General features: G+C 71.0%; 17 protein-coding genes and 1 rRNA gene. 13 read left to right on the forward strand and 5 right to left on the reverse strand.

The genetic code is table 11. The features are described from left to right. Window positions 1–173 precede the first annotated feature (173 nt). From N7925_RS22420 to N7925_RS22430, 3 genes are all read right to left on the reverse strand, one after another. Entirely contained in the window at window positions 174–1,523 is a 1,350-nt protein-coding gene (locus N7925_RS22420; protein WP_274344955.1) for a coenzyme F420-0:L-glutamate ligase, read from the reverse strand. Window positions 1,524–1,606: 83 nt separating this feature from the next. Continuing rightward, window positions 1,607–2,563, reverse strand: coding sequence for a 2-phospho-L-lactate transferase (cofD, locus tag N7925_RS22425; RefSeq protein WP_265601254.1), 957 nt, complete (start codon window positions 2,561–2,563; stop codon window positions 1,607–1,609). A 13-nt stretch (window positions 2,564–2,576) separates the two neighbouring features. After that, window positions 2,577–3,080, reverse strand: coding sequence for a cysteine dioxygenase (locus N7925_RS22430; RefSeq protein WP_274344956.1), 504 nt, complete (start codon window positions 3,078–3,080; stop codon window positions 2,577–2,579). Window positions 3,081–3,798: 718 nt separating this feature from the next. On the opposite strand from N7925_RS22430, the gene N7925_RS22435 reads away from it, so the two are divergent. From N7925_RS22435 to N7925_RS22445, 3 genes are all read left to right on the forward strand, one after another. Beyond that, the gene (locus N7925_RS22435; protein ID WP_003968728.1) at window positions 3,799–4,062 is read left to right on the forward strand and encodes a WhiB family transcriptional regulator; all 264 of its coding nucleotides are present in this window, start codon (window positions 3,799–3,801) and stop codon (window positions 4,060–4,062) included. A 700-nt stretch (window positions 4,063–4,762) separates the two neighbouring features. After that, window positions 4,763–8,716, forward strand: a complete 3,954-nt coding sequence (locus N7925_RS22440; protein WP_274346533.1) for a glycosyltransferase family 2 protein — start codon at window positions 4,763–4,765, stop codon at window positions 8,714–8,716. Beyond that, a complete protein-coding gene (locus N7925_RS22445) occupies window positions 8,713–10,251 on the forward strand; it encodes a DUF5719 family protein (protein ID WP_274344957.1) in 1,539 nt (512 codons plus the stop codon). The genes N7925_RS22440 and N7925_RS22445 overlap by 4 nt, the downstream gene beginning before the upstream one ends. A gap of 107 nt (window positions 10,252–10,358) precedes the next feature. Here the strand turns inward: N7925_RS22445 and N7925_RS22450 are convergent, their stop codons facing one another. After that, a complete protein-coding gene (locus N7925_RS22450) occupies window positions 10,359–10,787 on the reverse strand; it encodes a metallopeptidase family protein (protein WP_265601258.1) in 429 nt (142 codons plus the stop codon). A gap of 351 nt (window positions 10,788–11,138) precedes the next feature. Here N7925_RS22450 and N7925_RS22455 point away from each other — a divergent pair, with 351 nt between their 5' ends. The 8 genes from N7925_RS22455 (at window position 11,139) to N7925_RS22490 (ending at window position 20,054) form a co-directional block, all read left to right on the forward strand. Continuing rightward, entirely contained in the window at window positions 11,139–11,516 is a 378-nt protein-coding gene (locus N7925_RS22455; RefSeq protein ID WP_274344958.1) for a DUF3499 domain-containing protein, read from the forward strand. Between the two features lie 69 nt (window positions 11,517–11,585). Then, on the forward strand, window positions 11,586–12,956 hold the full coding sequence (locus N7925_RS22460; protein WP_274344959.1) for a phosphomannomutase/phosphoglucomutase: 1,371 nt from the start codon (window positions 11,586–11,588) through the stop codon (window positions 12,954–12,956). A gap of 454 nt (window positions 12,957–13,410) precedes the next feature. Next, the gene (locus N7925_RS22465; protein WP_003968734.1) at window positions 13,411–13,593 is read left to right on the forward strand and encodes a Trm112 family protein; all 183 of its coding nucleotides are present in this window, start codon (window positions 13,411–13,413) and stop codon (window positions 13,591–13,593) included. Between the two features lie 181 nt (window positions 13,594–13,774). Beyond that, complete coding sequence (locus N7925_RS22470) at window positions 13,775–14,911, forward strand: SIS domain-containing protein (protein WP_274344960.1); 1,137 nt, start codon at window positions 13,775–13,777, stop codon at window positions 14,909–14,911. A gap of 297 nt (window positions 14,912–15,208) precedes the next feature. Further along, window positions 15,209–16,384: a mannose-6-phosphate isomerase, class I gene (gene manA, locus N7925_RS22475; protein WP_274344961.1), complete on the forward strand. Its 1,176-nt coding sequence runs from the start codon at window positions 15,209–15,211 to the stop codon at window positions 16,382–16,384. Between the two features lie 87 nt (window positions 16,385–16,471). Then, a complete protein-coding gene (locus N7925_RS22480; protein ID WP_265601263.1) occupies window positions 16,472–17,482 on the forward strand; it encodes a cation diffusion facilitator family transporter in 1,011 nt (336 codons plus the stop codon). A 276-nt stretch (window positions 17,483–17,758) separates the two neighbouring features. Beyond that, the gene (gene ahcY / locus N7925_RS22485) at window positions 17,759–19,216 is read left to right on the forward strand and encodes an adenosylhomocysteinase (protein WP_265601264.1); all 1,458 of its coding nucleotides are present in this window, start codon (window positions 17,759–17,761) and stop codon (window positions 19,214–19,216) included. Window positions 19,217–19,385: 169 nt separating this feature from the next. After that, the gene (locus tag N7925_RS22490) at window positions 19,386–20,054 is read left to right on the forward strand and encodes a hypothetical protein (RefSeq protein WP_274344962.1); all 669 of its coding nucleotides are present in this window, start codon (window positions 19,386–19,388) and stop codon (window positions 20,052–20,054) included. An 11-nt stretch (window positions 20,055–20,065) separates the two neighbouring features. Here the strand turns inward: N7925_RS22490 and N7925_RS22495 are convergent, their stop codons facing one another. After that, window positions 20,066–21,055, reverse strand: a complete 990-nt coding sequence (locus tag N7925_RS22495; protein ID WP_274344963.1) for an RDD family protein — start codon at window positions 21,053–21,055, stop codon at window positions 20,066–20,068. A 119-nt stretch (window positions 21,056–21,174) separates the two neighbouring features. Here N7925_RS22495 and N7925_RS22500 point away from each other — a divergent pair, with 119 nt between their 5' ends. Together N7925_RS22500 and N7925_RS22505 are read left to right on the forward strand one after the other, a co-directional pair. After that, entirely contained in the window at window positions 21,175–22,182 is a 1,008-nt protein-coding gene (locus tag N7925_RS22500) for a stage II sporulation protein M (RefSeq protein ID WP_274344964.1), read from the forward strand. Between the two features lie 734 nt (window positions 22,183–22,916). Then, window positions 22,917–24,442 (forward strand): 16S ribosomal RNA (locus tag N7925_RS22505). Window positions 24,443–24,613: the final 171 nt, after the last annotated feature.

Consider the following 24,613-nt stretch of genomic DNA (forward strand, 5'->3'; position numbering starts at 1 on the left):
TTCCAGCCCCTCCGGCGTTTGAGGAGCGGGGTCCGGGGCGGAGCCCCGAATCCAGCCCGTCCGGCGCTTGAGGACAAGGGGGCCGGGGCATGGGCAGGGGACAGGGCCCCACGCAGCGGCACCCCGCCGCACCCAGGCAAGCGGCACCCAACGGCCCCCGCCCCCACCCCACCTCACCGCACGGTGAGAAACGCCTCCGCATCGCGAACGCCCCGCTCCCGAGGCACCCCCGCCGCATGCCCCACAGCCACCGCCCCCAACGGATCCCAGGACGACGGCAGCGACAACACCTCCCGCACCACGGACCGGCAGAACATCGTCGAGGACACCCACGCCGACCCCAGCCGCTCACCCGCCAGCGCCACCAGGAAGTTCTGCACGCCCGCGCCCGCCGCGACGACGAACATCTCGCGCTCCGCGGCGTCGCGCCGCTCGTCCCCGTACCTGTGCGAGCCGTCCATCACCAGGCACGGCACCGCCAGATACGGCGCGTTGCGCAGCACGTCCCCGCGCCGCACCCGCTTGGCGATCGACTCCTCGCTCTTGCCGTCGCGCCGCAGGTCCTCGATCCACGCGTCCCGCATCGCGTCGAGCAACCGGGTCCGCGACGCGGCGGACTCCAGCAGCACGAACCGCCACGGCGTCGTGTGATGAGGGGCCGGCGCGGTCACCGCCGCGGCCACCGCCCGCCGCACGGCCCCCGGATCCACCGGCTCGTCGGTGAACTCGCGCACCGTTCGCCGCGACGTCACCGCTTCCCGCACGGCCTCGGACGTCCCGAGCCGGAACATGTCGTCGGCGGCGGCCCGCACCAACGCACGGGCACCGGGCTCGTCGCCGGACGCCACCACATGCGGCAGCCCCCGCACCACGGCGACCGGCAGTCCCTCCGCCTTGCCCTTGACCAGGTCCCCGGCCGCGGCCAGCTCGTCCGCCGTGGCCACGACCGTGGCGCTGAGCGGATTGCCGTACGCGTCCGTCCCGCCGCGCAGATCGTCCAGCACCCGCACCCCGGCGGCCCCGATCGCGACATCGGTCAGCCCGTTGCGCCAGGGCCGCCCGAAGGTGTCCGTGACGACGACGCCGACCTCCACGCCGAGGGCGTCCCGCAGCCCGTCCCGGATGGCCCGGGCGGAGACGTCGGAGTCCTCGGGCAGCAGCAGTACGGTCCCGGCCGACGTGTTCGAGGCGTCGACCCCGGCGGCGGCCATGACCAGACCCTGCCGGTTCTCCACGATCCGCAGCGGCCCGCGCCGGGCTACGACCCGGACGGTCTCGGCGTCTATGGCGGCCTCGCGGTCGGCGGCCCGGACGATCCGGCCCTCGGCCTTGGAAACGATCTTCGAGGTGACGAGCAGGATGTCCCCGTCGACCAGTCCGGGCTCGGCCGCGGCGATCAGCTTGGCGAGATCGTCACCGGCCCGCACCTCGGGAATCCCGTCCAACGCCCAGACCCGGAAAGAGGGCGCACCCGAAGCCGCGACACCACCGTCACCGGTAGTAACGCCACCACCGCGAGCCACAACACCACTGCCGGAAGAGGCTGCGACACCACCGCCGGAAGAGGCCGCGACACTACCGCCCCCGGCGCCACCAGGAGAACCGCTCACGCCCGGACCTCCTCGGCCAGCTCCAGGGCCTGCCGGGCCATCGCCGCGGTCGCGTCCACGTCCGTCATCATCAGCGGCACCGCCCGGCAGCGGATCCCCGCCGCCTCGACCTCGCCGACCGCACCCGCGTCCACCGTGTCCACCAGCCAGCCGTCCAGCAGCCCCGAACCGTAGTGCTGGGCCACCGCCGCGGCGGTCGACTCGACGCCCACCGCGGCGAGCACCTTGTCCGCCATCCCGCGCACGGGCGCGTCCCCGACGATGGGGGAGAGGCCGACGACCGGCACCCCGGCCTCGGCGATGGCCTCCCGGATCCCGGGCACGGCGAGGATCGTGCCGATGGACACCACCGGATTCGACGGCGGGAAGACGATGACATCGGCCGCACCGATGGCCTCCAGCACCCCCGGGGCCGGCTTGGCCTGCTCCGCGCCGACCGGCACGATCGCCTGCGCCTCGACGGAGGCGCGCAGCTTCACCCAGTACTCCTGGAAGTGGATCGCCTTGCTCTCGCCGTCCATCTCGACGGCGACATGCGTCTCGACCCGGTCGTCGGACATGGGGAGCAGCCGCACGCCCGGCTGCCACCGGGCGCAGAGCGCCTCGGTGACCGCGCTCAGCGGATAGCCCGCGCCCAGCATCTGCGTACGGACGATATGGGTCGCGAAGTCGCGGTCGCCGAGCCCGAACCACCCGGGGCCCACGCCGTACGCCGCGAGCTCCTCCTTGACCTGGAAGGTCTCGTCGGTCCGCCCCCAGCCCTGCTCCTCGTTGATGCCACCACCGAGGGTGTACATCACGGTGTCGAGGTCGGGACAGACCTTCAGCCCGAACAGATGGATGTCATCACCCGTGTTGCCGATCACCGTGATGTCCGCGTCGGGCGCGGCCTGCTTGAGGCCGCGAAGGAAGCGGGCACCGCCGATGCCACCGGCCAGAACAACAATGCGCATGCGGAGCAGTTTGTCAGGCGGGTACGGCGCCCACGGCCGTCGGGGCGCTTTGCGTGGCGTGCATCGGCATCTCGGTCAGGCCCGGGTAGTAGATGTGCAGACTCACGGCCGGTTCGAGCGAGTCGTTGACCACTTCGTGGACGTACCCCGGGCCGAAGGCACGCTGCGCGCCCGCGCCGAGAGCGCGCGTCCCGCGCTCGGTGTGTTCGGTCAACTCGCCCTCCAGAACCGTCAGTACGCCGGCGGAGAGGCCGTGGTCATGACGCCCGCTGCCCTGCCCGGGCACCCAGCTGAGCAGCCACACCTCGTAGCCGGGGCCCTGGTGCAGGCGGTGGTACCAGCGGGAGGCGGAGTCGTACTGGACGATTCCGGCCCACTGCGCACGGTCGGCCGCGATGGAGCGTGCGAGGCCGACGAACTCGGAGACGGTGGAGGGGTGCTCGCGGGCGGGCTGCAGGAGGTGCTGGACCTCGAGGATGTCGCCGGCGATCTGAAGGTCGCTGTCGCTGCTGTTCATGGCTGCGGTAGTTCCTCGGCATGGGGGTACGCGTGCGGGGAGTCGCGGTGAGCGTCGGCAGCCCGGAAACGAGCCGCAGGGAGGTGCGAGGTGTGGGGCAGGAGCGAGAGGAGACGAAGAAAGACGCTCGACCGGAGAGACTGAGAGGCTGGATCAGAGCTGGAGCGCTAGGGCATCAACAGCTGTGACAGCTGGAACAGCAACAGCGGGCCTGGACAGCACTACGGAACCCACGGATGTGGGTGACGTGCAGGGCTGTGGTCGCTGGCATGGGACCAAGGAGACCGGCTCGGCCGTCCGCTGTCAACCCAATGCCCGAAATGGGGGCAATGTTTCACCCTTTCCGGTTGCCGGGTCTGGAGAAAGGTTTATGCGCGCCCAGGCAGGGACATGTGGCGCATCATCCGCGCCCTCAAACGCGACTGACGCTCCGTGACCTGACTGTGATCTTGATCGCTTCGGTGATCGAATCGCAACACAAGGGTGCCTTCGCTCGTCTCTCACGGGAGAGAGTGCGGAGCTGTGGAGCCAGCGGCATATGTCAGGTTTTTGCTGATTTCAACACTTTCTGCATACGCTTGGTTCCGCAGAGTGAATCCCAGGGCCAATAGCAGATCCTCGCTTGACTGGCCCGGAGCTACACACTTGTAATTTCACTCGTGTCGTTCAGCCGCAAACGGCTGCATCACGGGACGCAAGAGACAGACGAGGGGCGCACATGACCGAGCTGTTCCAGCAACTGCTGGTCGAGGACGCGGACGAGGAACTCGGCTGGCAGGAGCGCGCACTGTGCGCCCAGACCGATCCCGAGTCCTTCTTTCCCGAAAAGGGCGGATCCACCCGCGAGGCCAAGAAGGTCTGCCTCGCCTGTGAGGTGCGTTCGGAATGCCTTGAGTACGCCCTTTCCAACGACGAACGCTTCGGAATCTGGGGCGGGCTCTCCGAGCGGGAGCGGCGGCGCCTCAAGAAGGCCGCCATCTGACGTCCGCCCCCACCGGCCCCGCCACAGGAGGCGTCGGCCACCGACCACCGCACCCGGACCACCCCGGGCGCACCCCGAACCAGCGCACCCCGGACCACCCCCGGGCGCATCCTGAACCATCCCGACCCGGACCACCCCCGGGCGCACCCCGAACCACCCGGGCACCGACCCGGCCCCCGTGCGCACCCGAACACCCCCCACCAGACCGGGCGCACCCCGAACACTCCCACCCGGCCCCACCGCACCCCGGACCACCATCACCCGGTCGCCGCCGCCTCGGGAGCCCCAGAGCGACGCGCACCCCACCGCACGCCCCCGCACCCACAAGCCTCACTCCCCACCCCCACCTCCCCATCTCCACCCCCACTCCCACTCCCCGCCCCCTCCATCCCGCACTCCCCGCGCTTCCGGCCGAGGCGGCCCCTCTTGTCCGGCAGGCCCCCGGATCTTGTCCGGCAGGCCCCCGGACTCGCTTCCCCGCCCCCGACGGCCCGTCCACCGACCCCTTCCCCGGGGCTCGGGAGGCGGGCCGTCGGCACGTTCGCGCCCGGCCCCTTCACCCGCTCCGACCCCCGCCACCTGTCCGTACCGTTAGTGTGGGGCCCCGTCCGAGACGCGCCAACGCCCCGACGGCGCGCGCGTGTACACCGATGCAGCCCCCGGGGACGCCCCCGGACCCGGCCGGAGGGCCCGTACCTCGATGTCCGTGCACAGCCACTCGGCGGCGCCGAACGCGGCCGCCGCCGCCCCAGAGTTCCCCCGGCACGTCGTCACCGCCGTGCTCGTCTCCCACGACGGCGCCCGCTGGCTGCCCGACGTGCTGGCCGGGCTGCTCGGGCAGGAACGCCCCGTACAGAACGTCGTCGCCGCCGACACCGGCAGCGCCGACGACTCGGCCCGGCTGGTCACCGAGGCGCTCGGCGACGAACGCGTCCTGCACCTCGCACGCCGTACGAGCTTCGGCACCGCCGTCGACGAGGCGGCCCGCACGGCAGGAATCCTGACCCCGGACGACCTGCCGTACCTCAAGCGCCCCAGCGGCTGGGACCCGGCCGGCCGGACCTGGGTCGACGAGAACTACGACCTCCCCGAACTGCCGCACGGCGAACCGGTCCAGTGGCTCTGGCTGCTGCACGACGACTGCGCGCCCGAGCCGGACGCGCTCGCCGAGATGCTGCGCGTCGTCGACACCGACCAGCACGCCACGATCGTCGGACCCAAACTGCGCGGCTGGTACGACCGCAAGCAGCTCCTGGAAGTCGGCGTCTCCATCGCCAACAGCGGACGCCGCTGGACGGGCCTGGACCGCCGCGAGCAGGACCAGGGCCAGCACGACCAGGTCCGTACCGTCCTGTCCGTCTCCTCCGCCGGCATGCTCATCCGCCGCGACGTCTACGAGGAGCTCGGCGGCTTCGACCGCGGGCTCCCCCTGATGCGCGACGACGTCGACCTGTGCTGGCGCGCCCACCTGGCAGGCCACCGGGTCCTCGTCGCCCCGGACGCCGTCCTGCGGCACGCCGAGGCCTCCGCCCGCGAACGCCGCCCCATCGACTGCGCCGGCCGCTCGGTCGCCAGCCCGCACCGCGTCGACAAGGCGGGCGCGGTCTACACGATGCTCGTCAACGCCCGCGGCAAGGCCCTGCCCTGGGTCCTGCTCCGGCTCGTCGTCGGCACCCTGCTCCGTACCCTCGCCTACCTCCTCGGCAAGGTGCCCGGCCAGGCCCTCGACGAGGTCACCGGCCTGCTCGGCACCCTGCTGCGCCCCGGCCGCATCCTCGCCGCCCGCCGTAACCGCGGCAAGGGCGCCGTCGACGCCGCCGAGCTGCGCGCACTGTTCCCGCCGCCGGGCGCGACCGTCCGGGCCACCGTCGACCAGGTCGCGGGCAACTTCGGCGGCCGTACGGACGCCGACTCGGGCGGTTCACGCCACGGAGCCGTCGAATCCGGGCCCGGCGGCGACGACGCCGACTTCCTCGAAGTCGACCAGTTCGCCCGCCTCAAGCGCATCGGCCGCAAACCGGGACCCATCCTCTTCGCGCTGCTCCTGATCGTCTCCCTCATCGCCGGCCGCAACCTCCTCAGCGGCGGCGCACTGGCGGGCGGCGCCCTGCTGCCCGCCCCGGCCGAGGCCGGCGCGCTCTGGGCGAGTTACGCGGACGCCTGGCACACCGTCGGCACCGGCGGCACCCAGACGGCCCCGCCCTACCTCGCGCTGCTCGCCGCCCTGTCGGCCCTCTTCCTCGGCTCGACCGGCCTCGCCATCAGCGTGTTGCTCGTCTGCTCGATCCCGCTGGCCGGGCTCACCGCCTACTTCGCCTCCCGCCCGCTGCTCCCCTCCCGGCTGCTGCGGGCCTGGGCGAGCGTCGCGTACGCCTTCCTGCCCGCCGCGACCGGCGCCCTGGCCACCGGCCGGCTCGGCACCGCCGTCCTCCTCGTCCTGCTCCCGCTGGCCGCCCGCGCGGGCGTCGCCGCCCACGGGCTGAAGGCGGACAGGGCGGCGGGGGAGCGCGGCAGCTGGCGCGCCACCTGGGCGTACACCCTGCTGCTGACCGTCATGATGGCGTTCACCCCGATCGTCTGGCCGCTCGCCGTGGTCCTCGGCATCGGCGTCCTCGTTCTGCGGCGCGGCGACATCACGGCGTACGGACTCCGCTTCGTCGCCGCCGTCGGCACCCCGGTGCTGGTCCTCGCCCCCTGGTCGCTCACCCTCCTGACGGACCCGTCCGCGTTCCTGACAGAAGCGGGCGTGGACCTCGGTACGGGAACGGCATCGGGCCTCGACCTGCTCGGCATCAGCCCCGGCGGCCCCGGGGCGACGGGCGGCATCCTGCTCCTCGGCATCGTGCTGGCCGCGCTCGCCGCCCTGCTGCGCGGGGAGCGGCAGTTCGCCGTCCGCGCCGCCTGGGCGGTCGCGCTCGTCGGCTTCCTCTTCGCCGCTGTCGCCAACGGGTCCACCTGGGCCGGACCCGCCACCCTCGTCTACGGCGCCGCCCTGATCGCCGCCGCCCTGGTGGGCGCGGACGGAGCCCGTATCCGGGTCGCCGAACAGAGCTTCGGCTGGCGCCAGCCCGTCGCCGTACTGATCGCGCTGGCCGCCGGACTGGCCCCGGCCCTGGCCGCGGTCGGCTGGATGATCGGCGGCGCGGACGGACCCCTGGAGCGGCGCGACCCCGTCCAGGTGCCCGCCTTCGTGGCGGAGGAGAGCACCACCCGCGACCAGCCCCGCGCCCTCGTCCTCGGCGGCAGCTCGCCCGGTTCCGTTGAGTACAGCCTGGTCCGCGGCTCGGGCGCGCGCCTCGGCGACGGTGAACTGACCGAGGCGGGCGGCAGCAACAGCCACCTCGACAAGGTCGTCGCCAACCTCGTCGCCGGCTCCGGAGCCGACCAGGGCGGCCAGCTCAGCGGCTTCGCCATCCGCTACGTCCTCGTCCGGGACGGGGCGCCGCGCGAGATGAGCCGGGTCCTCGACTCGACGCCCGGGCTCAGCCGCCTCAGCCAGCTCGACGGCAGCGCCCTGTGGCGGGTGGACCGCCAGGTCGCCCGCGTCATGATCACCCCGGCTTCCGGCGAGGGCGAGCACCTTCCGGTCGGCTCGGCCGCCGTCGAGGCCCACTCCGAGATCCCGTCCGGCGAAGCGGGCCGCGTGCTGCGGCTCGCGGACGCCGCCGACCCGGGCTGGACGGCGACCCTGAACGGCAAGCCGCTGCCCCGCAAGACCGTCGACGGCTGGGCCCAGGGCTTCGAACTGCCCGCGGAGGGCGGCCGTCTGGACCTCACCCACGACGCCCCGATCACGCACACCGCGTGGATCTGGGCGCAGGCCGGACTCCTCCTGGTCCTGGTGGTCATGGCCCTGCCGGGCCGCCGCCGGGAGATCGACGACGACCTGCCCGAGGAGGCGGCGCCCGCCGTCGCCGCCGAGCCGGTCGACGGAGAGGGCCGCCGCGCCCGCAGGCTGCGCGCCGCGGCCCAGGCCGAGGCGGCGGCCGCCGCCGAGGAGACCGGGGAGCCCACGGGGTCCGGGGACGGGGAGGGCGTCCACCCCGACGACCGCGACCCGTCGCGAGTCCCGGGCCCGGCCGCGGACCCGGGGGGGTACATCCCCGCGCAGCAGTCCGCCGACCCGTACGCCGCCCATCCCCCGGCGCACGACCCGCAGGAAGCCACCGGCGGCTACGCGGCGGTCCCGCAACAGCAGGACCCGTACGGCGAGTACGCGCAGTGGGACGGCCAGCAGCAGGGTGCCGACTACTACGCGACGTACCAGCCGGACCCGTACGCCCAGCAACAGCAACAGCAACAGCAACAGCAACAGCAACAGCAGCAGCAGCAGCAGCAGGGCGCCGGCTACCAGGGCTACGACGCCCAGGACCCCTACACACGGCAGTACAACGAGCAGGGCACGTACGGCGGGCAGGCCGCGTACAACGACCAGAGCTCCTACAACGACCAGGGCGCGTACAGCAACGACCAGAGCGCGTACGACGAGTACGGCCAGTACGTCGGCGGGCAGTACCAGCAGCCCTACCCCGACCCCGCCCAGCCGCCCCAGCCCGACCGGCACCCCGCCGAGAACGGCGAACAGACCGACCCCCCGGCCCCGGGCCAGGCCCCGTGGCAGACCGGTAACGCATCGCGAGGCGATTCCGAGTGAAGTCCACCCACCTGTCCCTGATCGCGGGCGCCGCCGTCCTGGCCGCCATCACCGGATTCGCCACGATTACCGCGCCCGGAGCCCCGGCGGACACCGGGACGAAGTCCGCCGCGCTGCTGCCGGTCGAGCGCTCCAGCCTGGTCTGCCCGGCGCCCAGCGACTCCGATCTCGCGGAGACGCAGTACACCGCGTTCACCCCGGCGGGCGAGGGCGGCGACGCCAAGGGCACCGCCGAGCTGAAGCCGGCCCTGCCGGTCGTGGACGCCGAGGACGAGACCGACCCGAAGAAGATCAAGAAGGCCGAGGAGGCGGCGGAGAAGGCGAAGGAGAAGGCCGACAAGCCGGTCCTCGCCGTGCAGGAGCCCGGAAAGCCGGTCGTCGCCGAGGCGGACGGCTCCGACGCCCCGGCCCTCGTCGGCACGGCCACCGGCAAGCTGGCCCCCGGCTGGGCCGCCCAGCAGACCACCGAGGTCACCGTGGGCGGCGCCCGCGGGCTCCTCGGGGTCACCTGCACCGCTCCCGACACGGACTTCTGGTTCCCGGGCGCGAGCACCGCGAAGTCCCGCCAGGACTACCTCCACCTCACCAACCCCGAGGACTCCGCGGCCGTCGCCGACATCGAGCTGTACGGCCCCGAGGGCGCGCTCAAGTCCGAGGTCGGCGACGGCATCACCGTGCCGGCCCGCTCCAGCGTCGCCGTTCTGCTGTCCACCCTCACCGCCGAGGCCGTCGACCACCTGACCGCCCACGTCACCACCCGCTCGGGCCGGGTCGGCGCGGTCGTCCTCAGCGCCGACGACAAGGCGGGCAGCGACTGGATCACCGCGTCCGACGACCCCACCGGCACGCTCGTGCTGCCCGGCATCCCGGCCGACGCCACCTCCGTACAACTGGTGGCGTTCGCCCCCGGTGAGGACGACGCCGACGTGAAGGTCCAGCTCCTGGGGAAGAACGCGGCGTTCTCCCCGGCCGGGAACGCCACTCTGCACATCAAGTCCTCGATGACGGCGGCCGTCGACCTCAAGGACGTCACCCGGGGCGAACCGGGCTCCCTGCGGCTGAGCCCCGTCCGGAAGGACCGGGCGACCCCGATCGTGGCCGCGCTGCGCGTGGTCCGCGGCAAGGGCGACAAGCAGGAGATCGCCTACATCCCGGCCACCGGACCGGTCGGCGCACGGGCGAGCGTCCCGGACAACCGGGCCAAGGGCTCGACGCTGTCCCTGACCGCACCGGGCGCCACCGCCGAGGTGAAGGTCACCGCGTCGGCGGGCAGCGACGGAGGCGAACCGGCCGTCGAGACGTACACGGTCAAGGCCGGCACGACCCTCGCCGTCACTCCGAAGGCCCCGGAAGGCCTCAAGGGCGCCTACGCGCTGACCGTCGAGACGACCTCGGGCGGCCCGGTCCACGCGTCGCGCACCCTGGCGCGCACCGAGGGCGGCGTCCAGATGTTCACCGTGCAGACGCTCCCCGACGACGGGGGCACGGTCGAGGTCCCGTCGGCCCGCCAGGACCTCTCGGTCCTGGACGACTGAGCGCGACCGGACCTCCTCCGACAGCCGAGCCGGCGCCTGCCGGCCCCTGGCTCGAGCCCCCAGGGGATCACTCCACGGGATCACCCCAGGGGCCCGGCTCCAGGGAGCTAGTCCTGCCCGTACCGGGGGTCGACCGACTCGGGCGCCAGCCCCAGCAGCTCGGCGACCTGCTCGACGACGACCTCGTGCACGAGCAGGGCACGCTCGTCGCGGCTCTTGGTGCGGATCTCGACGGGCCGCCGGTAGACGACGATCTGCGCGGGCCGCCCCTTGCCCGCGGAGACCGCGCTGCCGAGCGGAACGACCTCCTCCGGGGTGCCGGGCACATCGAGGACGACGAAGTCGACCTCGGCCAGCTGGGGCCAGCGCCGCTCCAGCCGCTCCACCGAGTCCTGGACCAGATCACGAAAGGTCTCGCCCCGGCTGGCCGACAGCGGCACCTGCGGTGGCGCGACCGGCCCGCGCATACCGCGGCCATGCCGGTCACGGCGCCGGGGCCGCGGCTCGGACGGGTGGGGAGGTACGGAGCTGTCCATCACCGACGCAGCGTAACGCTCCGGGAGCCGGGGTGATCGGCGAGCCGACGCGGCCGACCGGGCCCTTCGGAGAGCGGCCCGGTCGCCTCCCGGATGTCCGCAGTTGAACATTTCGGCCAAGGTTGAGCCCTTTTCAGGCCCGTGATCCGATCATCGGCCCTGCGCCCGACGCCGCGATCCACCCCCGCCCGCCACCGGCACGACCACCTGCGATCGCCGGGCCCCTGCCCCGGCGCAGGTCAGGGCAGCCGCCAGGAACGCCGCCGTGCCGCAGGTCACAGGGCGACACGGTGGGGTGACCCGAGGGGGAGTCGTCGCAGCCCGCTCAAGAGTGCGGTACCGTCCAACATCGTGAGCCCTGTACGTCGCTGTTCGCGCACCGCGTGCGGCCGCCCTGCCGTCGCGACACTGACGTACGTCTATGCCGATTCGACTGCGGTCCTCGGCCCGCTCGCCACCTATGCCGAGCCCCACTGTTACGACCTCTGCGCCGAACACAGTGAGCGGCTTACCGCGCCACGGGGCTGGGAAGTGGTGCGGCTCTCCGACGGCTCCGCACCGGCGCACCCCAGCGGCGACGACCTCGAAGCACTGGCCAACGCGGTCCGCGAAGCGGCACGCCCGCACGACCGGGGCCAGGACGCCGGAAGCCGGGGACCACGCGCCGCCGACCCGGTGGAAGTGGCCCGCCGAGGTCACCTGAGAGTGCTGCGCTCACCGGACTCCTGAGGCCGCCTCCTGAGCCTCTGCCCGGCCGGGTAGTTTGGGCGGTCCGCAAAGACCCCAGGAGGACCGGCCGTGGTTGCTGATCTGTCGCAGCTCGTCAAGGCGTACGACGTGCGCGGAGTGGTGCCCGACCAGTGGGACGAATCGCTGGCCGAACTCTTCGGATCCGCGTTCGTCCAGGTCACGGCCGCCGACGCGATCGTGATCGGTCACGACATGCGCCCCACGTCACCGGCGCTCGCCGGCGCGTTCGCCCGGGGCGCGGCGACCCGGGGCGCGGACGTCACGCTCATCGGCCTCTGCTCGACGGACCAGCTGTACTACGCGTCGGGGGCCCTCGGCCTTCCCGGGGCGATGTTCACGGCCTCGCACAACCCGGCGCGGTACAACGGCATCAAGATGTGCCGGGCGGGCGCCGCCCCGGTCGGCCAGGACACCGGCCTCGCCGAGATCCGCACCCTGGTCGAGCAGTGGTCGGAAGGCGCCCCCCGGCCGGCGGCCGCCACCGCCCCCGGCACGATCACCGAGCGGGACACCCTCACCGACTACGCCGCCCACCTCCTCGGCCTGGTCGACCTCAAGGCGATCCGCCCCCTCAAGGTCGTGGTCGACGCGGGCAACGGCATGGGCGGCCACACGGTCCCCACGGTCTTCGGAGGCCTCCGGCTCGACCTCGTACCCCTGTACTTCGAGCTGGACGGGACCTTCCCCAACCACGAGGCCAACCCCCTCGACCCCAAGAACATCGTCGACCTCCAGGCCCGCGTCCTCGCCGAGGGCGCCGACCTCGGCCTCGCCTTCGACGGCGACGCGGACCGCTGCTTCGTGGTCGACGAACGGGGCGCGGGCGTCTCCCCCTCCGCGATCACGGCCCTGGTCGCCGCCCGTGAGCTGGCCCGCAACGGCGGCGAGGGCATCGTCATCCACAACCTGATCACCTCCTGGTCCGTCCCCGAGGTGGTCCGCGAGAACGGCGGCACCCCGGTCCGCACCCGCGTCGGCCACTCCTTCATCAAGACGGAGATGGCGCGGCACGGCGCGATCTTCGGCGGCGAGCACTCGGCGCACTACTACTTCCGCGACTTCTGGAACGCCGATACGGGCATGCTCGCCGCCCTCCACGTACTCGCCGCCCTCGGCGGCCAGCAGAAGCCGCTCTCCGAACTGGTCGCGGAGTACGACCGGTACAGCGGCTCCGGCGAGATCAACTCCACCGTCGCCGACCAGGCCGCCAGCCTGACCGCGGTCAGGAAGGTCTACAGCGACCGCGACGGCGTCACCTTCGACGACCTGGACGGCCTCACGGTCACGGCCGCCGACTGGTGGTTCAACCTCCGCGCCTCGAACACGGAACCGCTGCTGCGCCTGAACGTCGAGGCGAGGGAGGAGGAGACGATGGCGGTGGTACGCGACGAGGTCCTGACCCTGATCCGCAAAGCCTGAACGAGCCAGGGCCAGCCAGGGCCAGCCAGGGCCAGCCAGGGGCGGTTCCGGCCCCGCTGGGCGCCTTCGACGGCGACGCGACGCGCGCGCCCCCTCGCTCTTCGGATCGCCCCCTCCCGCTTCCCACCCGCCCGCTTCCCTCTGCGGCCCCGCTCTTTCCAGCCCCTCCGGCGTTTGAGGAGCGGGGTCCGGGGCGGAGCCCCGGTTACGGGAAGGGGCGGGGCGGGGAGAAGCACGCCGCAGGCGCCCACCCCCGCCACGCGCACCCCCGCCCGCCCCACCCGCACCCGCGCCCGCCCCACCGCCGCATCGCACCCCCACCCGCACGGCAGCCACCCACCCCCATCCCCGGTTTCGTCCCCCCGGCCAGGCCGCGCCCCCTCCACCCCAGCGGTAGGCTGACGACGCCTGATCCACGCGGATCGGGACTCGCATGCTCGAAGGGACTCACCCCATGGCGCTCGAAGCCGGCCTCCTGGAAATCCTGGCCTGCCCGGCCTGCCACTCCCCGCTCGACGACCGTTCGGCGGCCGACAGCCCCGAGCTGGTCTGCACGGGCGACGACTGCGGCCTGGCCTACCCGGTCCGGGACGGCATCCCGGTCCTTCTCGTCGACGAGGCGCGCCGCCCCGCCTGACCGCGAGCGACACGCGTACGGGCAGGACAACGCGGGACGGCCCCGGCAGCGCACGCCGACCGGGCCCGACCGCAGGCCGGCGGCCACCGTTCGGCACCGCGCCCGCCCCGGAGGCCACGCCACCGCGCCCGTACCCGTACCCGCAGCCCGCACCCCGCCCGGTGATCGGAGGCCCACCGCCATGCTCGACGAGTCCTTGCTCGACGCCCCGGAAGCCCTGGCCCGAGCCGACCGCCGCGATCTGCTGCGCGGCGCCGCCGAGGCAGGCGCCCGGGTCCGTACCGCCGCCCGGCACGCCGCCGAGGCCGGTATCGGTGGCCTGAACCCGGAGGGCCGGCCGCGGGCCGTCCTCGTCGCGGGCCCCGGCACCGCCGCCTCCGGGGTCGCCGACCTGATCGGTGCACTGGCGGGTGCGGCCGCCCCCGTCGTACGCATCCACCCCACAGGTGTGGCCCCCGCCCCCGGCGCCCTCCGCTGGGCGCTGCCCGGCTGGGCCGGATCCGTGGACCTGCTCCTCATCGCGACCGCCGACGGTTCCGAACCGGGCCTCGCCCTGCTCGCCGAGCAGGCCTACCGCCGAGGCTGCACCGTCGTCGCCGTCGCCCCCACCCGCTCACCGCTGCGCGAGGCGGTCGACGGGGTGCACGGCCTGGTCGTCCCGATGGCCGCCGCCCCGTACGGCGAGTACGACGCGGAGACCTCCGCCGCCGGCCCCGGCACGCTGTGGGCCCTGCTCACCCCCCTGCTGGCGCTCCTGGACCGGGTCGGCCTGGTGACCGCGTCTCCCGAGGACCTGCAGAAGGTGGCGGACCGCCTGGACCGCACCGCGGAACGCTGCGGCCCGGCCATCGCCACGTACAGCAACCCGGCCAAGACACTCGCCGCCGAGCTCGCCGACAGCCTGCCGCTGCTGTGGACGGAGGGCGACGCCGCGGGCCCGGTGGGACGCCGCTTCGCCGCCGTACTGTCCGAGCTCGCCGGCCGCCCCGCCCTGGCCGCGGAACTGCCCGAGGCGCTGCCCTCGCACGGCACGCTCCTCGCCGGGGACTTCGCGGCGGGCGCGGACCCCGATGACTTCTTCCGCGACCGGGTCGACGAGGGCGAGACGCTGAGGGCCCGGGTCGTCCTGCTCCGGGACCGCCCGACGGGAGGCCTCAGCGCCTACCCGGCGGCCCGGGAGCTGGCACTCGGCCACGACACTCCCGTGAGCGAGCTGGAGCCGGAGGAGGGCAGCGCGCTGGAGGCCGTGGCCGAACTGCTCGCGATCACCGACTTCGCAGCGGTCTACCTGTCACTGGCCTCGGCCCCCCAGCCCTGACAGAAACACCCAGGGAACTCATGGAACCCAAAGAACTCAGGGAACTCAGGGAAGCCGGGAAACGCAGGGAAGCCAGGGAAGCCGGGAAACTCAGGGAAGCCAGGAAACTCAGGGAGACCAGCGAACCCCCTCGCCCCCGTGACCGCGTCCATCCCCCGTGACCGTGTCACCCCCCGGCCATCCCCACGACTCCAGGACCTCACGTAACACTGATAACACTGGTGCCACACTCACCCACCCCACCCCACCCCCCCCCACCCCACCCCACCCCACCCCGCCCCACCCGAGGACGACTCCATGGACCGGCTGTCCAACACCGTGCGCCCCTACGCCTGGGGGTCCACCACGGCCCTTCCCGCCCTGCTCGGCCTCGCCCCCACCGGCGAACCGCAGGCCGAGATGTGGATGGGAGCCCACCCCGGAGCACCCTCGCGCATCACCCGTACCACCGCGTCCGGTGAGACGGAACTGGCCCTCACCGAGGCCATCGACGCCGACCCGGAGGGGGAGCTCGGCGCGCCGACGGTCACCCGGTTCGGCCCCCGCCTCCCCTTCCTCCTGAAGCTCCTCGCCGCCGGCGCACCCCTCTCCGTCCAGGTCCACCCGAACCTGGAGCAGGCCCGCCAGGGCTACGCCGACGAAGAGGCCCGGGGCGTCCCGATCGACGCCCCGCACCGCACGTACAAGGACGCGAACCACAAGCCCGAACTCATCTGCGCCCTCACCCCCTTCGACGGGCTGTGCGGCTTCCGCAGTCCCACCGACGCGGCGGACGCGATGGAGGCGCTGGGAGTCAACTCCCTCAAGCCGTACGTGGACCTCCTCCGGGCCCACCCCGAGGAAGCGGCCCTCCGCGAGGTGCTCACGGCGATCCTCGGCGCGGAACCGGCGGAGATGGCCGAGACCGTGGCGGAGGCGGCGGCCGCCGCCGAGCGCCTCGGCGGCACCCACGCCCCGTACGCCCGCATCGCCCACCACTTCCCCGGCGACCCCGGGGTCCTGGCCGCGATGCTGCTGAACTACGTGCAACTCCAGCCCGGAGAAGCCCTGTTCCTCGGCGCGGGCGTCCCGCACGCCTATCTCGACGGCCTCGGCGTCGAGATCATGGCCAACTCGGACAACGTGCTGCGCTGCGGCCTGACCCCCAAGCACATCGACGTCCCCGAACTCCTGCGGATCGTCCGGTTCGAGGCCACCGAGCCCGGCGTGCTGCGTCCGGAGGCGGCCCCGTCGGGCGAGGAGCTCTACGAGACCCCCGCCGACGAGTTCGCCCTGTCCCGCTACACCCTCGCCCCAGGGGCGGCCCCCAGGGAACTGACCGCTCCCACGCCCCAGATCCTGCTCTGCACGGCGGGCTCGGTCACCGTCGGCGAACTCGCCCTCTCGCCGGGGGAGTCCGCGTACGTTCCGGCCGGCGAGGCCGTCGAGGCAGCGGGGCCGGGAACACTTTTCCGGGCCACCGTGGCGGCCTGACCCACGGACCGTCCCGACGGCTGCAACAATGTGCCGCCTCACCGCGACGGCACCTGCCGCGCACCGACGAAGGGACACCACGCACTCATGAGCGCGTCAGGCGGAACCAAGGCGATCGTGGCGGCACTCGTCGCCAACTTCTCGATCGCCGTGGCCAAATTCGTAGCGTTCCTCTTCAGTGGGTCCTCGTCGATGCTCGCGGAGAGCGTCCACTCGCTCGCCGACTCGGGCAACCAGGGACTCCTGCTGCTCGGCGGCAAGAAGGCGAAGCGCGAAGCCACCCCTCAGCACCCCTTCGGCTACGGGCGCGAGCGCTACATCTACGCGTTCCTCGTCTCCATCGTCCTCTTCTCGGTCGGCGGCATGTTCGCGGTCTACGAGGGCTACGAGAAGATCAAGCACCCGCACGAGATCGAGGCCTGGTACTGGCCGGTCGGGGTCCTGATCTTCGCGATCATCGCCGAGATCTTCTCCTTCCGTACGGCGATCCGTGAGTCCAACCAGACACGCGGCGACCGCTCCTGGACCGAATTCGTCCGCCACTCCAAGGCACCCGAGCTCCCGGTCGTCCTCCTGGAGGACCTCGGCGCGCTCGTCGGCCTGATCCTGGCGCTCGCGGGCGTCGGCCTCGCCCTCGGCACCGGCAACGGAGTCTGGGACGGCATCGGCACCCTCTGCATCGGCATCCTGCTGATCCTCATCGCGATCGTCCTGGCCGTCGAGACGAAGTCCCTCCTGCTCGGCGAGTCCGCCGGCATCGAGGACGTCGAGAAGATCAAGGCGGCCGTGGTGGACGGCGAGACCGTCACTCGCATCATCCACATGCGCACCCTCCACCTCGGCCCCGAGGAACTGCTGGTCGCCGCCAAGATCGCGGTCCAGCACGACGAGACCGCGACCGAGGTCGCCGACGCCATCAACGCCGCCGAGAACCGCATCCGGGCGGCGTGCCCGATCGCCCGGGTCATCTATCTGGAGCCGGACATCTACAACGCGCAGGCCGCGGCGACCGGAATCAACCCGGGCAAGGCCACCGACGCCCCGGAAACGGGAACCGGGACGGACGAGGGCCCGGCCTCGAAGAATTCCGGCCACTGACCCACCGCGCATCAGCCCCGATCGGCCCGGTGACCCCTCCCACACCCCCCTCTTCACGAGGGGGCTGGGGCTCACTGGGCCGTTCGGTGTAGATTCGGATACGGATAACAGACGTCGCTGCTGATGGCGGTCGACCGGCTGGCGGGAGCGAGCCGGGCGAGGGACAGAGGGCCTCCGACGGACTGCACTGCGAACGCCCGGGCATTCGTGTGCCCGCCGCCCCGCAGAGTCAGCCCAGAAAGCCCACCCTCGACCCATCACGAGGAGCAGCCCGTTATGACGACGGCCACCAACCGCCAGGACTTCAAGGTCGCCGACCTCTCCCTCGCCCCCTTCGGGCGCAAGGAGATCACGCTCGCCGAGCACGAGATGCCCGGCCTGATGTCGATCCGCAGGGAGTTCGCCGCCGCTCAGCCGCTGGCCGGCGCCCGGATCACCGGTTCGCTGCACATGACCGTGCAGACCGCCGTGCTCATCGAGACCCTCGTCGCCCTGGGCGCCGAGGTCCGCTGGGCCTCCTGCAACATCTTCTCCACCCAGGACCACGCCGCCGCGGCCATCGCGGTCGGTCCGAACGGCACTCCGGAGGCCCCCGCGGGCGTCCCCGTCTTCGCCTGGAAGGGCGAGACGCTGGAGGAGTACTGGTGGTGCACGGAGCAGGCGCTGACCTGGCCGAACACCCCCACCGGCGGCCCGAACATGATCCTGGACGACGGTGGCGACGCCACCCTCCTCGTCCACAAGGGCGTCGAGTTCGAGAAGGCCGGCGCCGCCCCGGACCCGTCGACCGCGGACAGCGAGGAGTTCGCCCACATCCTCACCCTGCTGAACCGCACGCTCGGCGAGGCCCCGCAGAAGTGGACCCAGCTCGCGTCCGAGATCCGCGGTGTCACCGAGGAGACGACGACGGGTGTGCACCGCCTGTACGAGATGCACCGTGACGGTTCCCTCCTGTTCCCCGCGATCAACGTGAACGACGCGGTGACCAAGTCGAAGTTCGACAACAAGTACGGCTGCCGCCACTCCCTCATCGACGGCATCAACCGCGCCACCGACGTCCTGATCGGCGGCAAGACCGCCGTCGTCTTCGGCTACGGAGACGTGGGCAAGGGCTGCGCGGAGTCCCTGCGCGGCCAGGGCGCCCGGGTGATCATCACGGAGATCGACCCGATCTGCGCGCTGCAGGCGGCGATGGACGGCTACCAGGTCGCCACGCTGGACGACGTCGTGGAGCAGGCGGACATCTTCGTCACCACGACGGGCAACAAGGACATCATCATGGCCAAGGACATGGCCCGGATGAAGCACCAGGCGATCGTCGGGAACATCGGCCACTTCGACAACGAGATCGACATGGCCGGCCTCGCGAAGATCGACGGCATCGTCAAGGACGAGGTCAAGCCCCAGGTCCACACCTGGAAGTTCCCCGACGGCAAGGTCCTCATCGTCCTGTCCGAGGGCCGCCTCCTCAACCTGGGCAACGCGACCGGGCACCCGTCCTTCGTGATGTCCAACAGCTTCGCGGACCAGACCCTCGCTCAGATCGAGCTGTTCACGAAGCCCGAGGAGTACCCGACCGACGTGTACGTGCTGCCCAAGCACCTGGACGAGAAGGTCGCCCGACTCCACCTCGACGCCCTGGGCGTCAGGCTCACGACGCTGCGCCCCGAGCAGGCGGCGTACATCGGTGTCCAGGTGGAGGGCCCGTACAAGCCCGACCACTACCGCTACTGATCCCTCCGCGGTAACTGCTCCACCCTCGGCGTCCGGAAGGCCGGCCTTCCGGACGCCGAGCGGCGTCACAGCCCGCAGCAGCAGATCCGAGCGCAGGCCCCCGCACCCCCGTGCCGGGGGCCTGCTCCCGTTACCGCCCCCGCACGACCCGAGGACCCCGAAGGACCCCATGCCCCGCGGCAGGTATTCGCTCCACGACCTTCACGATCACACCCCCCTCGGCGAAGAACACTTCCACTGCGCCCCCGGCCCCTCCGGCTGGCGCTACGTCTCCCAGACCACATCCCCCACCGGAGACCACCTCGGCTCCGTCGACCTCGCCCTGGACGAGCTGGGCCGGCCCATCCGCCTCGAACTCCATGCCGCGAGCTGGCAGGTGCGAGGAGCAGCCCTGGAAGGGGTCACCTGGGTCCGGACCGACCCGACCGGCAGCCACGCCACCGAAGGCAATGTCCGCGCCCACACCTTCGCCGGCACGTCCCCCGCGTTCCTCATCGCCATGACCCGTCTCCTGCGCCTCACCCCCGCTTCTCCCACGACCCGCGTCCGCGTGGTCACCTTCACGGACCCGGTGCTCGCACCCAGGACCGTCGACCAGTCCTGGGCCCTGGTGAACAGTGAAGCGCACACCACTGACAACGGCCCCCTGATCGTGGACGCATACCAGGTCAGCGCCCTGGACACCGGTGAGCAACACGCCATCCACATCGCCGGCGACGTGGTCCTCGCGGCACCGGGCATTGAGCTCGAACACCTGGACACGCCCCCGTCGCCCCGCGCCTCCGGCACTCCGGCCGCCCAGGACCTGCCGCCCGGATCCGGGCCGGACAGCCCCTAGCCGGACAGCCCTTAGCCGGGCGGGGCGAACCCGCCCGAGGGAGCACTCCCACGTCGCTGCTCGTGACCAACGGCGGTACCGCCCCCCGTTCCGGAACCGCCCCCGGCCCCGGAACCGCCCCCGGCAGACACCGGCCCCCCATAACTCCCGCCGGCCCCGCCAGGCGCACTCGACCCAACAGACCCGGCGGGCCCGGGCGTTACGGGCCCGGACGGTACGAACCCGAACGGCGCCGGCCCCTCGGCGCGAGGCCCGGCGAACACGCGCCGCGCATCCCGTGACTGCCGCTCGTGGACCACCGCGGCCAGGAACGCGGCCGCGGGAACACCCTGGGGCGCGGCGGCTCCCGTCAGGGCGACCAGTTCACCGGCCAGCCGTTCCGCGACGGAACGCCCCACACCGGGATCCAGCTGCCGCATCCGCGTCAGGTACTGCCGTATCCCCAGCCAGAGGTCGTCGGGTACGGCCGACAGATCCAGCTGCGCGAACCGGCCGGCCAACCAGGGCGGGGGAGGCGGCACGGCGACGGACCGGCCCGTCGCCGCGACCCGTTCCCGGATCACCAGCGTCCCGGCGAACACGTCACCGATCCGGCGACCCCGCGCCGACACCAGGGACGCGATCGAGGCAAGGGCGCCGAAAGTCATGAGGATCTCGACGAGCCCCATGGCTCCCCGTACGAGCGCGTGCCGGAACCGGATCGGCCCACCGTCGTCCCGCACCACCCGCAGCCCACAGGCGAGCTTCCCCAGGGACCGACCATGACTCAGCGTCTCCACCGCGACCGGCCCACCGACCAGGACCAGCAGGAAAGAGGCGACCCCGATCGCCGCGACCGCTGCCTCGTCCAACGAGGCGCTAGCGATGCCCAGCACGACCGATATCAGGATGAAGACGACGAACGTCACCGCCAGATCGATCGCCGAGGCCAGTGCCCGGCTCGGCAGCCGTGCGGGCCTCAACCCCAGAACGACCGCGTCCCCGGTAACCAGCTCATTCATCGGGCCCCACCCTTCGCCGACCTTCTCTGCCCCAGCCGGGCACAGTCTGCCAAGCTGACCGCCAGCGCGCCGCAGTAGTACGAACCCGTACGCACCCATGCCTGGAGCAACAGACGCCCATGGACCTCGACGTCTTCGTCACCGCCCACCGCACGGAGTGGGACCGCCTCGAACACCTCCTGCGCCGGGGGCGCCGCCTCACCGGCGCGGAAGCGGACGAACTCGTCGTCCTCTACCAGCGCACGGCGACCCACCTCTCGCTGGTCCAGTCGAGCAGCCCCGACCCCCTCCTCGTCGGACGTCTCACCCAGCTCGTGGCCCGCGCCCGCTCGACGGTGACCGGCACCCGCAAGGCGTCCTGGCGGGACGCGGCCCGGTTTCTCACCGCGGGATTCCCCGCCGCGGTCTACCGCTCGCGCCACTGGTGGATTCCCACCGCGGTGCTCTCGATCGTGGTGGCGGCTTTGCTGGGCTGGTGGATCGGCGCCCATCCCGAGGTTCAGGCCGCGATCGCCGCACCGGAGGACCTCCGTGCGATGACCCGACCGGGCGGGGAGTACGAGACCTACTACTCCAGCCATCCGGCGGCGTCGTTCGCGGCACAGGTATGGACGAACAACGCGCAGGCCGCGGCCCTGTGCCTGATCCTGGGGGCGTTCCTCGGCATACCGGTGATCTGGATCCTCTTCCTCAACATGCTCAACCTCGGCGTCGGCATAGGCCTCATGTCCTCCGCGGGCCGTCTCGACGTCTTCCTCGGCCTGGTGCTTCCCCACGGCCTGCTCGAACTGACCGCGGTGTTCGTCGCCGCCGGCACGGGGCTACGCCTCGGCTGGACCGTGATCGACCCCGGCCCCCTGTCACGACGGACCGCCCTGGCTCAGCAGGGCCGCGCCGCCCTGGGCATGGCAATCGGTCTGGCCCTGGTCCTGTTCGTCTCCGGACTCATCGAGGGCTTCGTGACCCCGTCCGGTCTCCCGACCTGGGCTCGGATCACCATAGGCATCGCCGCTGAGCTGGCTTTTCTCGCGTACGTCTACATCCTCGGCGGCCGCGCGACCCGCGCCGGCGACACAGGCGACCTCACAGCGGTCGAACGCAGCGCCGAACTTCCCACCGCAGCCTGACAGCCGATGTGCTTTCACCCGTGCTGACCTGCTAGTGTCCTCCTCGCCCACAAAAACCGTTGACACGGCAGATGTGGGGAGGTAGATTTGAACGGTTGCCTCGGACTGGACAAGTTCGAGATGAGCGCATAATCTGTATCTCGCTCGTGCAGGAGCGTTTGTTAGCTCCGCCGGGCCAATGATTCTTCCTTATCGAACTCGCCGGGTCGTTCGTTTAGCTCCGTGAGTTTCTGATAAAGTCGGATCCACCGAAAGGCAAGGCCGTTCCGCAGGCCACCAGAAATCGAATTCGGACCGGAAACGGAACGAAAAAGAGTCTGGTAAAGTCGGACTCGCCGGAAAGGGAGAAACGCGAAAGCGTAGGACCTGGAAAGCGAGATGCGAGACCCGCTTCGACCGGGAATCGGACACAAAAGAGTCTGATAGAGTTGGAAACGCAAGATAGCAGGACAGCAAGACAAAGAAGTAAACGAAGGGAAGCGCCCGGAGGGCCCCGGTGAAACGGGACCGAAGGAAGCGTCCGTTCCTTGAGAACTCAACAGCGTGCCAAAAGTCAACGCCAGATATGTTGATACCCCGGCCTGCTTCGGCAGGTTGGTGGTTCCTTTGAAAGTCCTATGGGTTCACTTCGGTGACCGATAGGCAATTACACAGCGAGGACGCTGTGAACAACGGGTCTTATTCCGACCGGTTGTTCCGCTCTCGTGATGTGTGCACCCGATTACGGGTAAACATTCACGGAGAGTTTGATCCTGGCTCAGGACGAACGCTGGCGGCGTGCTTAACACATGCAAGTCGAACGATGAAGCCTTTCGGGGTGGATTAGTGGCGAACGGGTGAGTAACACGTGGGCAATCTGCCCTTCACTCTGGGACAAGCCCTGGAAACGGGGTCTAATACCGGATAACACTCTGTCCTGCATGGGACGGGGTTAAAAGCTCCGGCGGTGAAGGATGAGCCCGCGGCCTATCAGCTTGTTGGTGGGGTAATGGCCTACCAAGGCGACGACGGGTAGCCGGCCTGAGAGGGCGACCGGCCACACTGGGACTGAGACACGGCCCAGACTCCTACGGGAGGCAGCAGTGGGGAATATTGCACAATGGGCGAAAGCCTGATGCAGCGACGCCGCGTGAGGGATGACGGCCTTCGGGTTGTAAACCTCTTTCAGCAGGGAAGAAGCGAAAGTGACGGTACCTGCAGAAGAAGCGCCGGCTAACTACGTGCCAGCAGCCGCGGTAATACGTAGGGCGCAAGCGTTGTCCGGAATTATTGGGCGTAAAGAGCTCGTAGGCGGCTTGTCACGTCGGATGTGAAAGCCCGGGGCTTAACCCCGGGTCTGCATTCGATACGGGCTAGCTAGAGTGTGGTAGGGGAGATCGGAATTCCTGGTGTAGCGGTGAAATGCGCAGATATCAGGAGGAACACCGGTGGCGAAGGCGGATCTCTGGGCCATTACTGACGCTGAGGAGCGAAAGCGTGGGGAGCGAACAGGATTAGATACCCTGGTAGTCCACGCCGTAAACGTTGGGAACTAGGTGTTGGCGACATTCCACGTCGTCGGTGCCGCAGCTAACGCATTAAGTTCCCCGCCTGGGGAGTACGGCCGCAAGGCTAAAACTCAAAGGAATTGACGGGGGCCCGCACAAGCAGCGGAGCATGTGGCTTAATTCGACGCAACGCGAAGAACCTTACCAAGGCTTGACATATACCGGAAAGCATCAGAGATGGTGCCCCCCTTGTGGTCGGTATACAGGTGGTGCATGGCTGTCGTCAGCTCGTGTCGTGAGATGTTGGGTTAAGTCCCGCAACGAGCGCAACCCTTGTTCTGTGTTGCCAGCATGCCCTTCGGGGTGATGGGGACTCACAGGAGACTGCCGGGGTCAACTCGGAGGAAGGTGGGGACGACGTCAAGTCATCATGCCCCTTATGTCTTGGGCTGCACACGTGCTACAATGGCCGGTACAATGAGCTGCGATGCCGCGAGGCGGAGCGAATCTCAAAAAGCCGGTCTCAGTTCGGATTGGGGTCTGCAACTCGACCCCATGAAGTCGGAGTTGCTAGTAATCGCAGATCAGCATTGCTGCGGTGAATACGTTCCCGGGCCTTGTACACACCGCCCGTCACGTCACGAAAGTCGGTAACACCCGAAGCCGGTGGCCCAACCCCTTGTGGGAGGGAGCTGTCGAAGGTGGGACTGGCGATTGGGACGAAGTCGTAACAAGGTAGCCGTACCGGAAGGTGCGGCTGGATCACCTCCTTTCTAAGGAGCACTTCTTACCAGGCTTCGGTCTGGTCAGAGGCCAGTACACCGGCGAATGTTCGGTGCTGGTTGCTCATGGGTGGAACGTTGACTATTCGGCACGATGAGCACGGTTTCGTTAGTACTGCTTCGGCGTGGAAAACGGGAACGGGTTGATTGTGTCGGGCACGT

Source organism: Streptomyces sp. CA-278952 (assembly GCF_028747205.1).
Classification (GTDB): Bacteria; Actinomycetota; Actinomycetes; order Streptomycetales; family Streptomycetaceae; genus Streptomyces.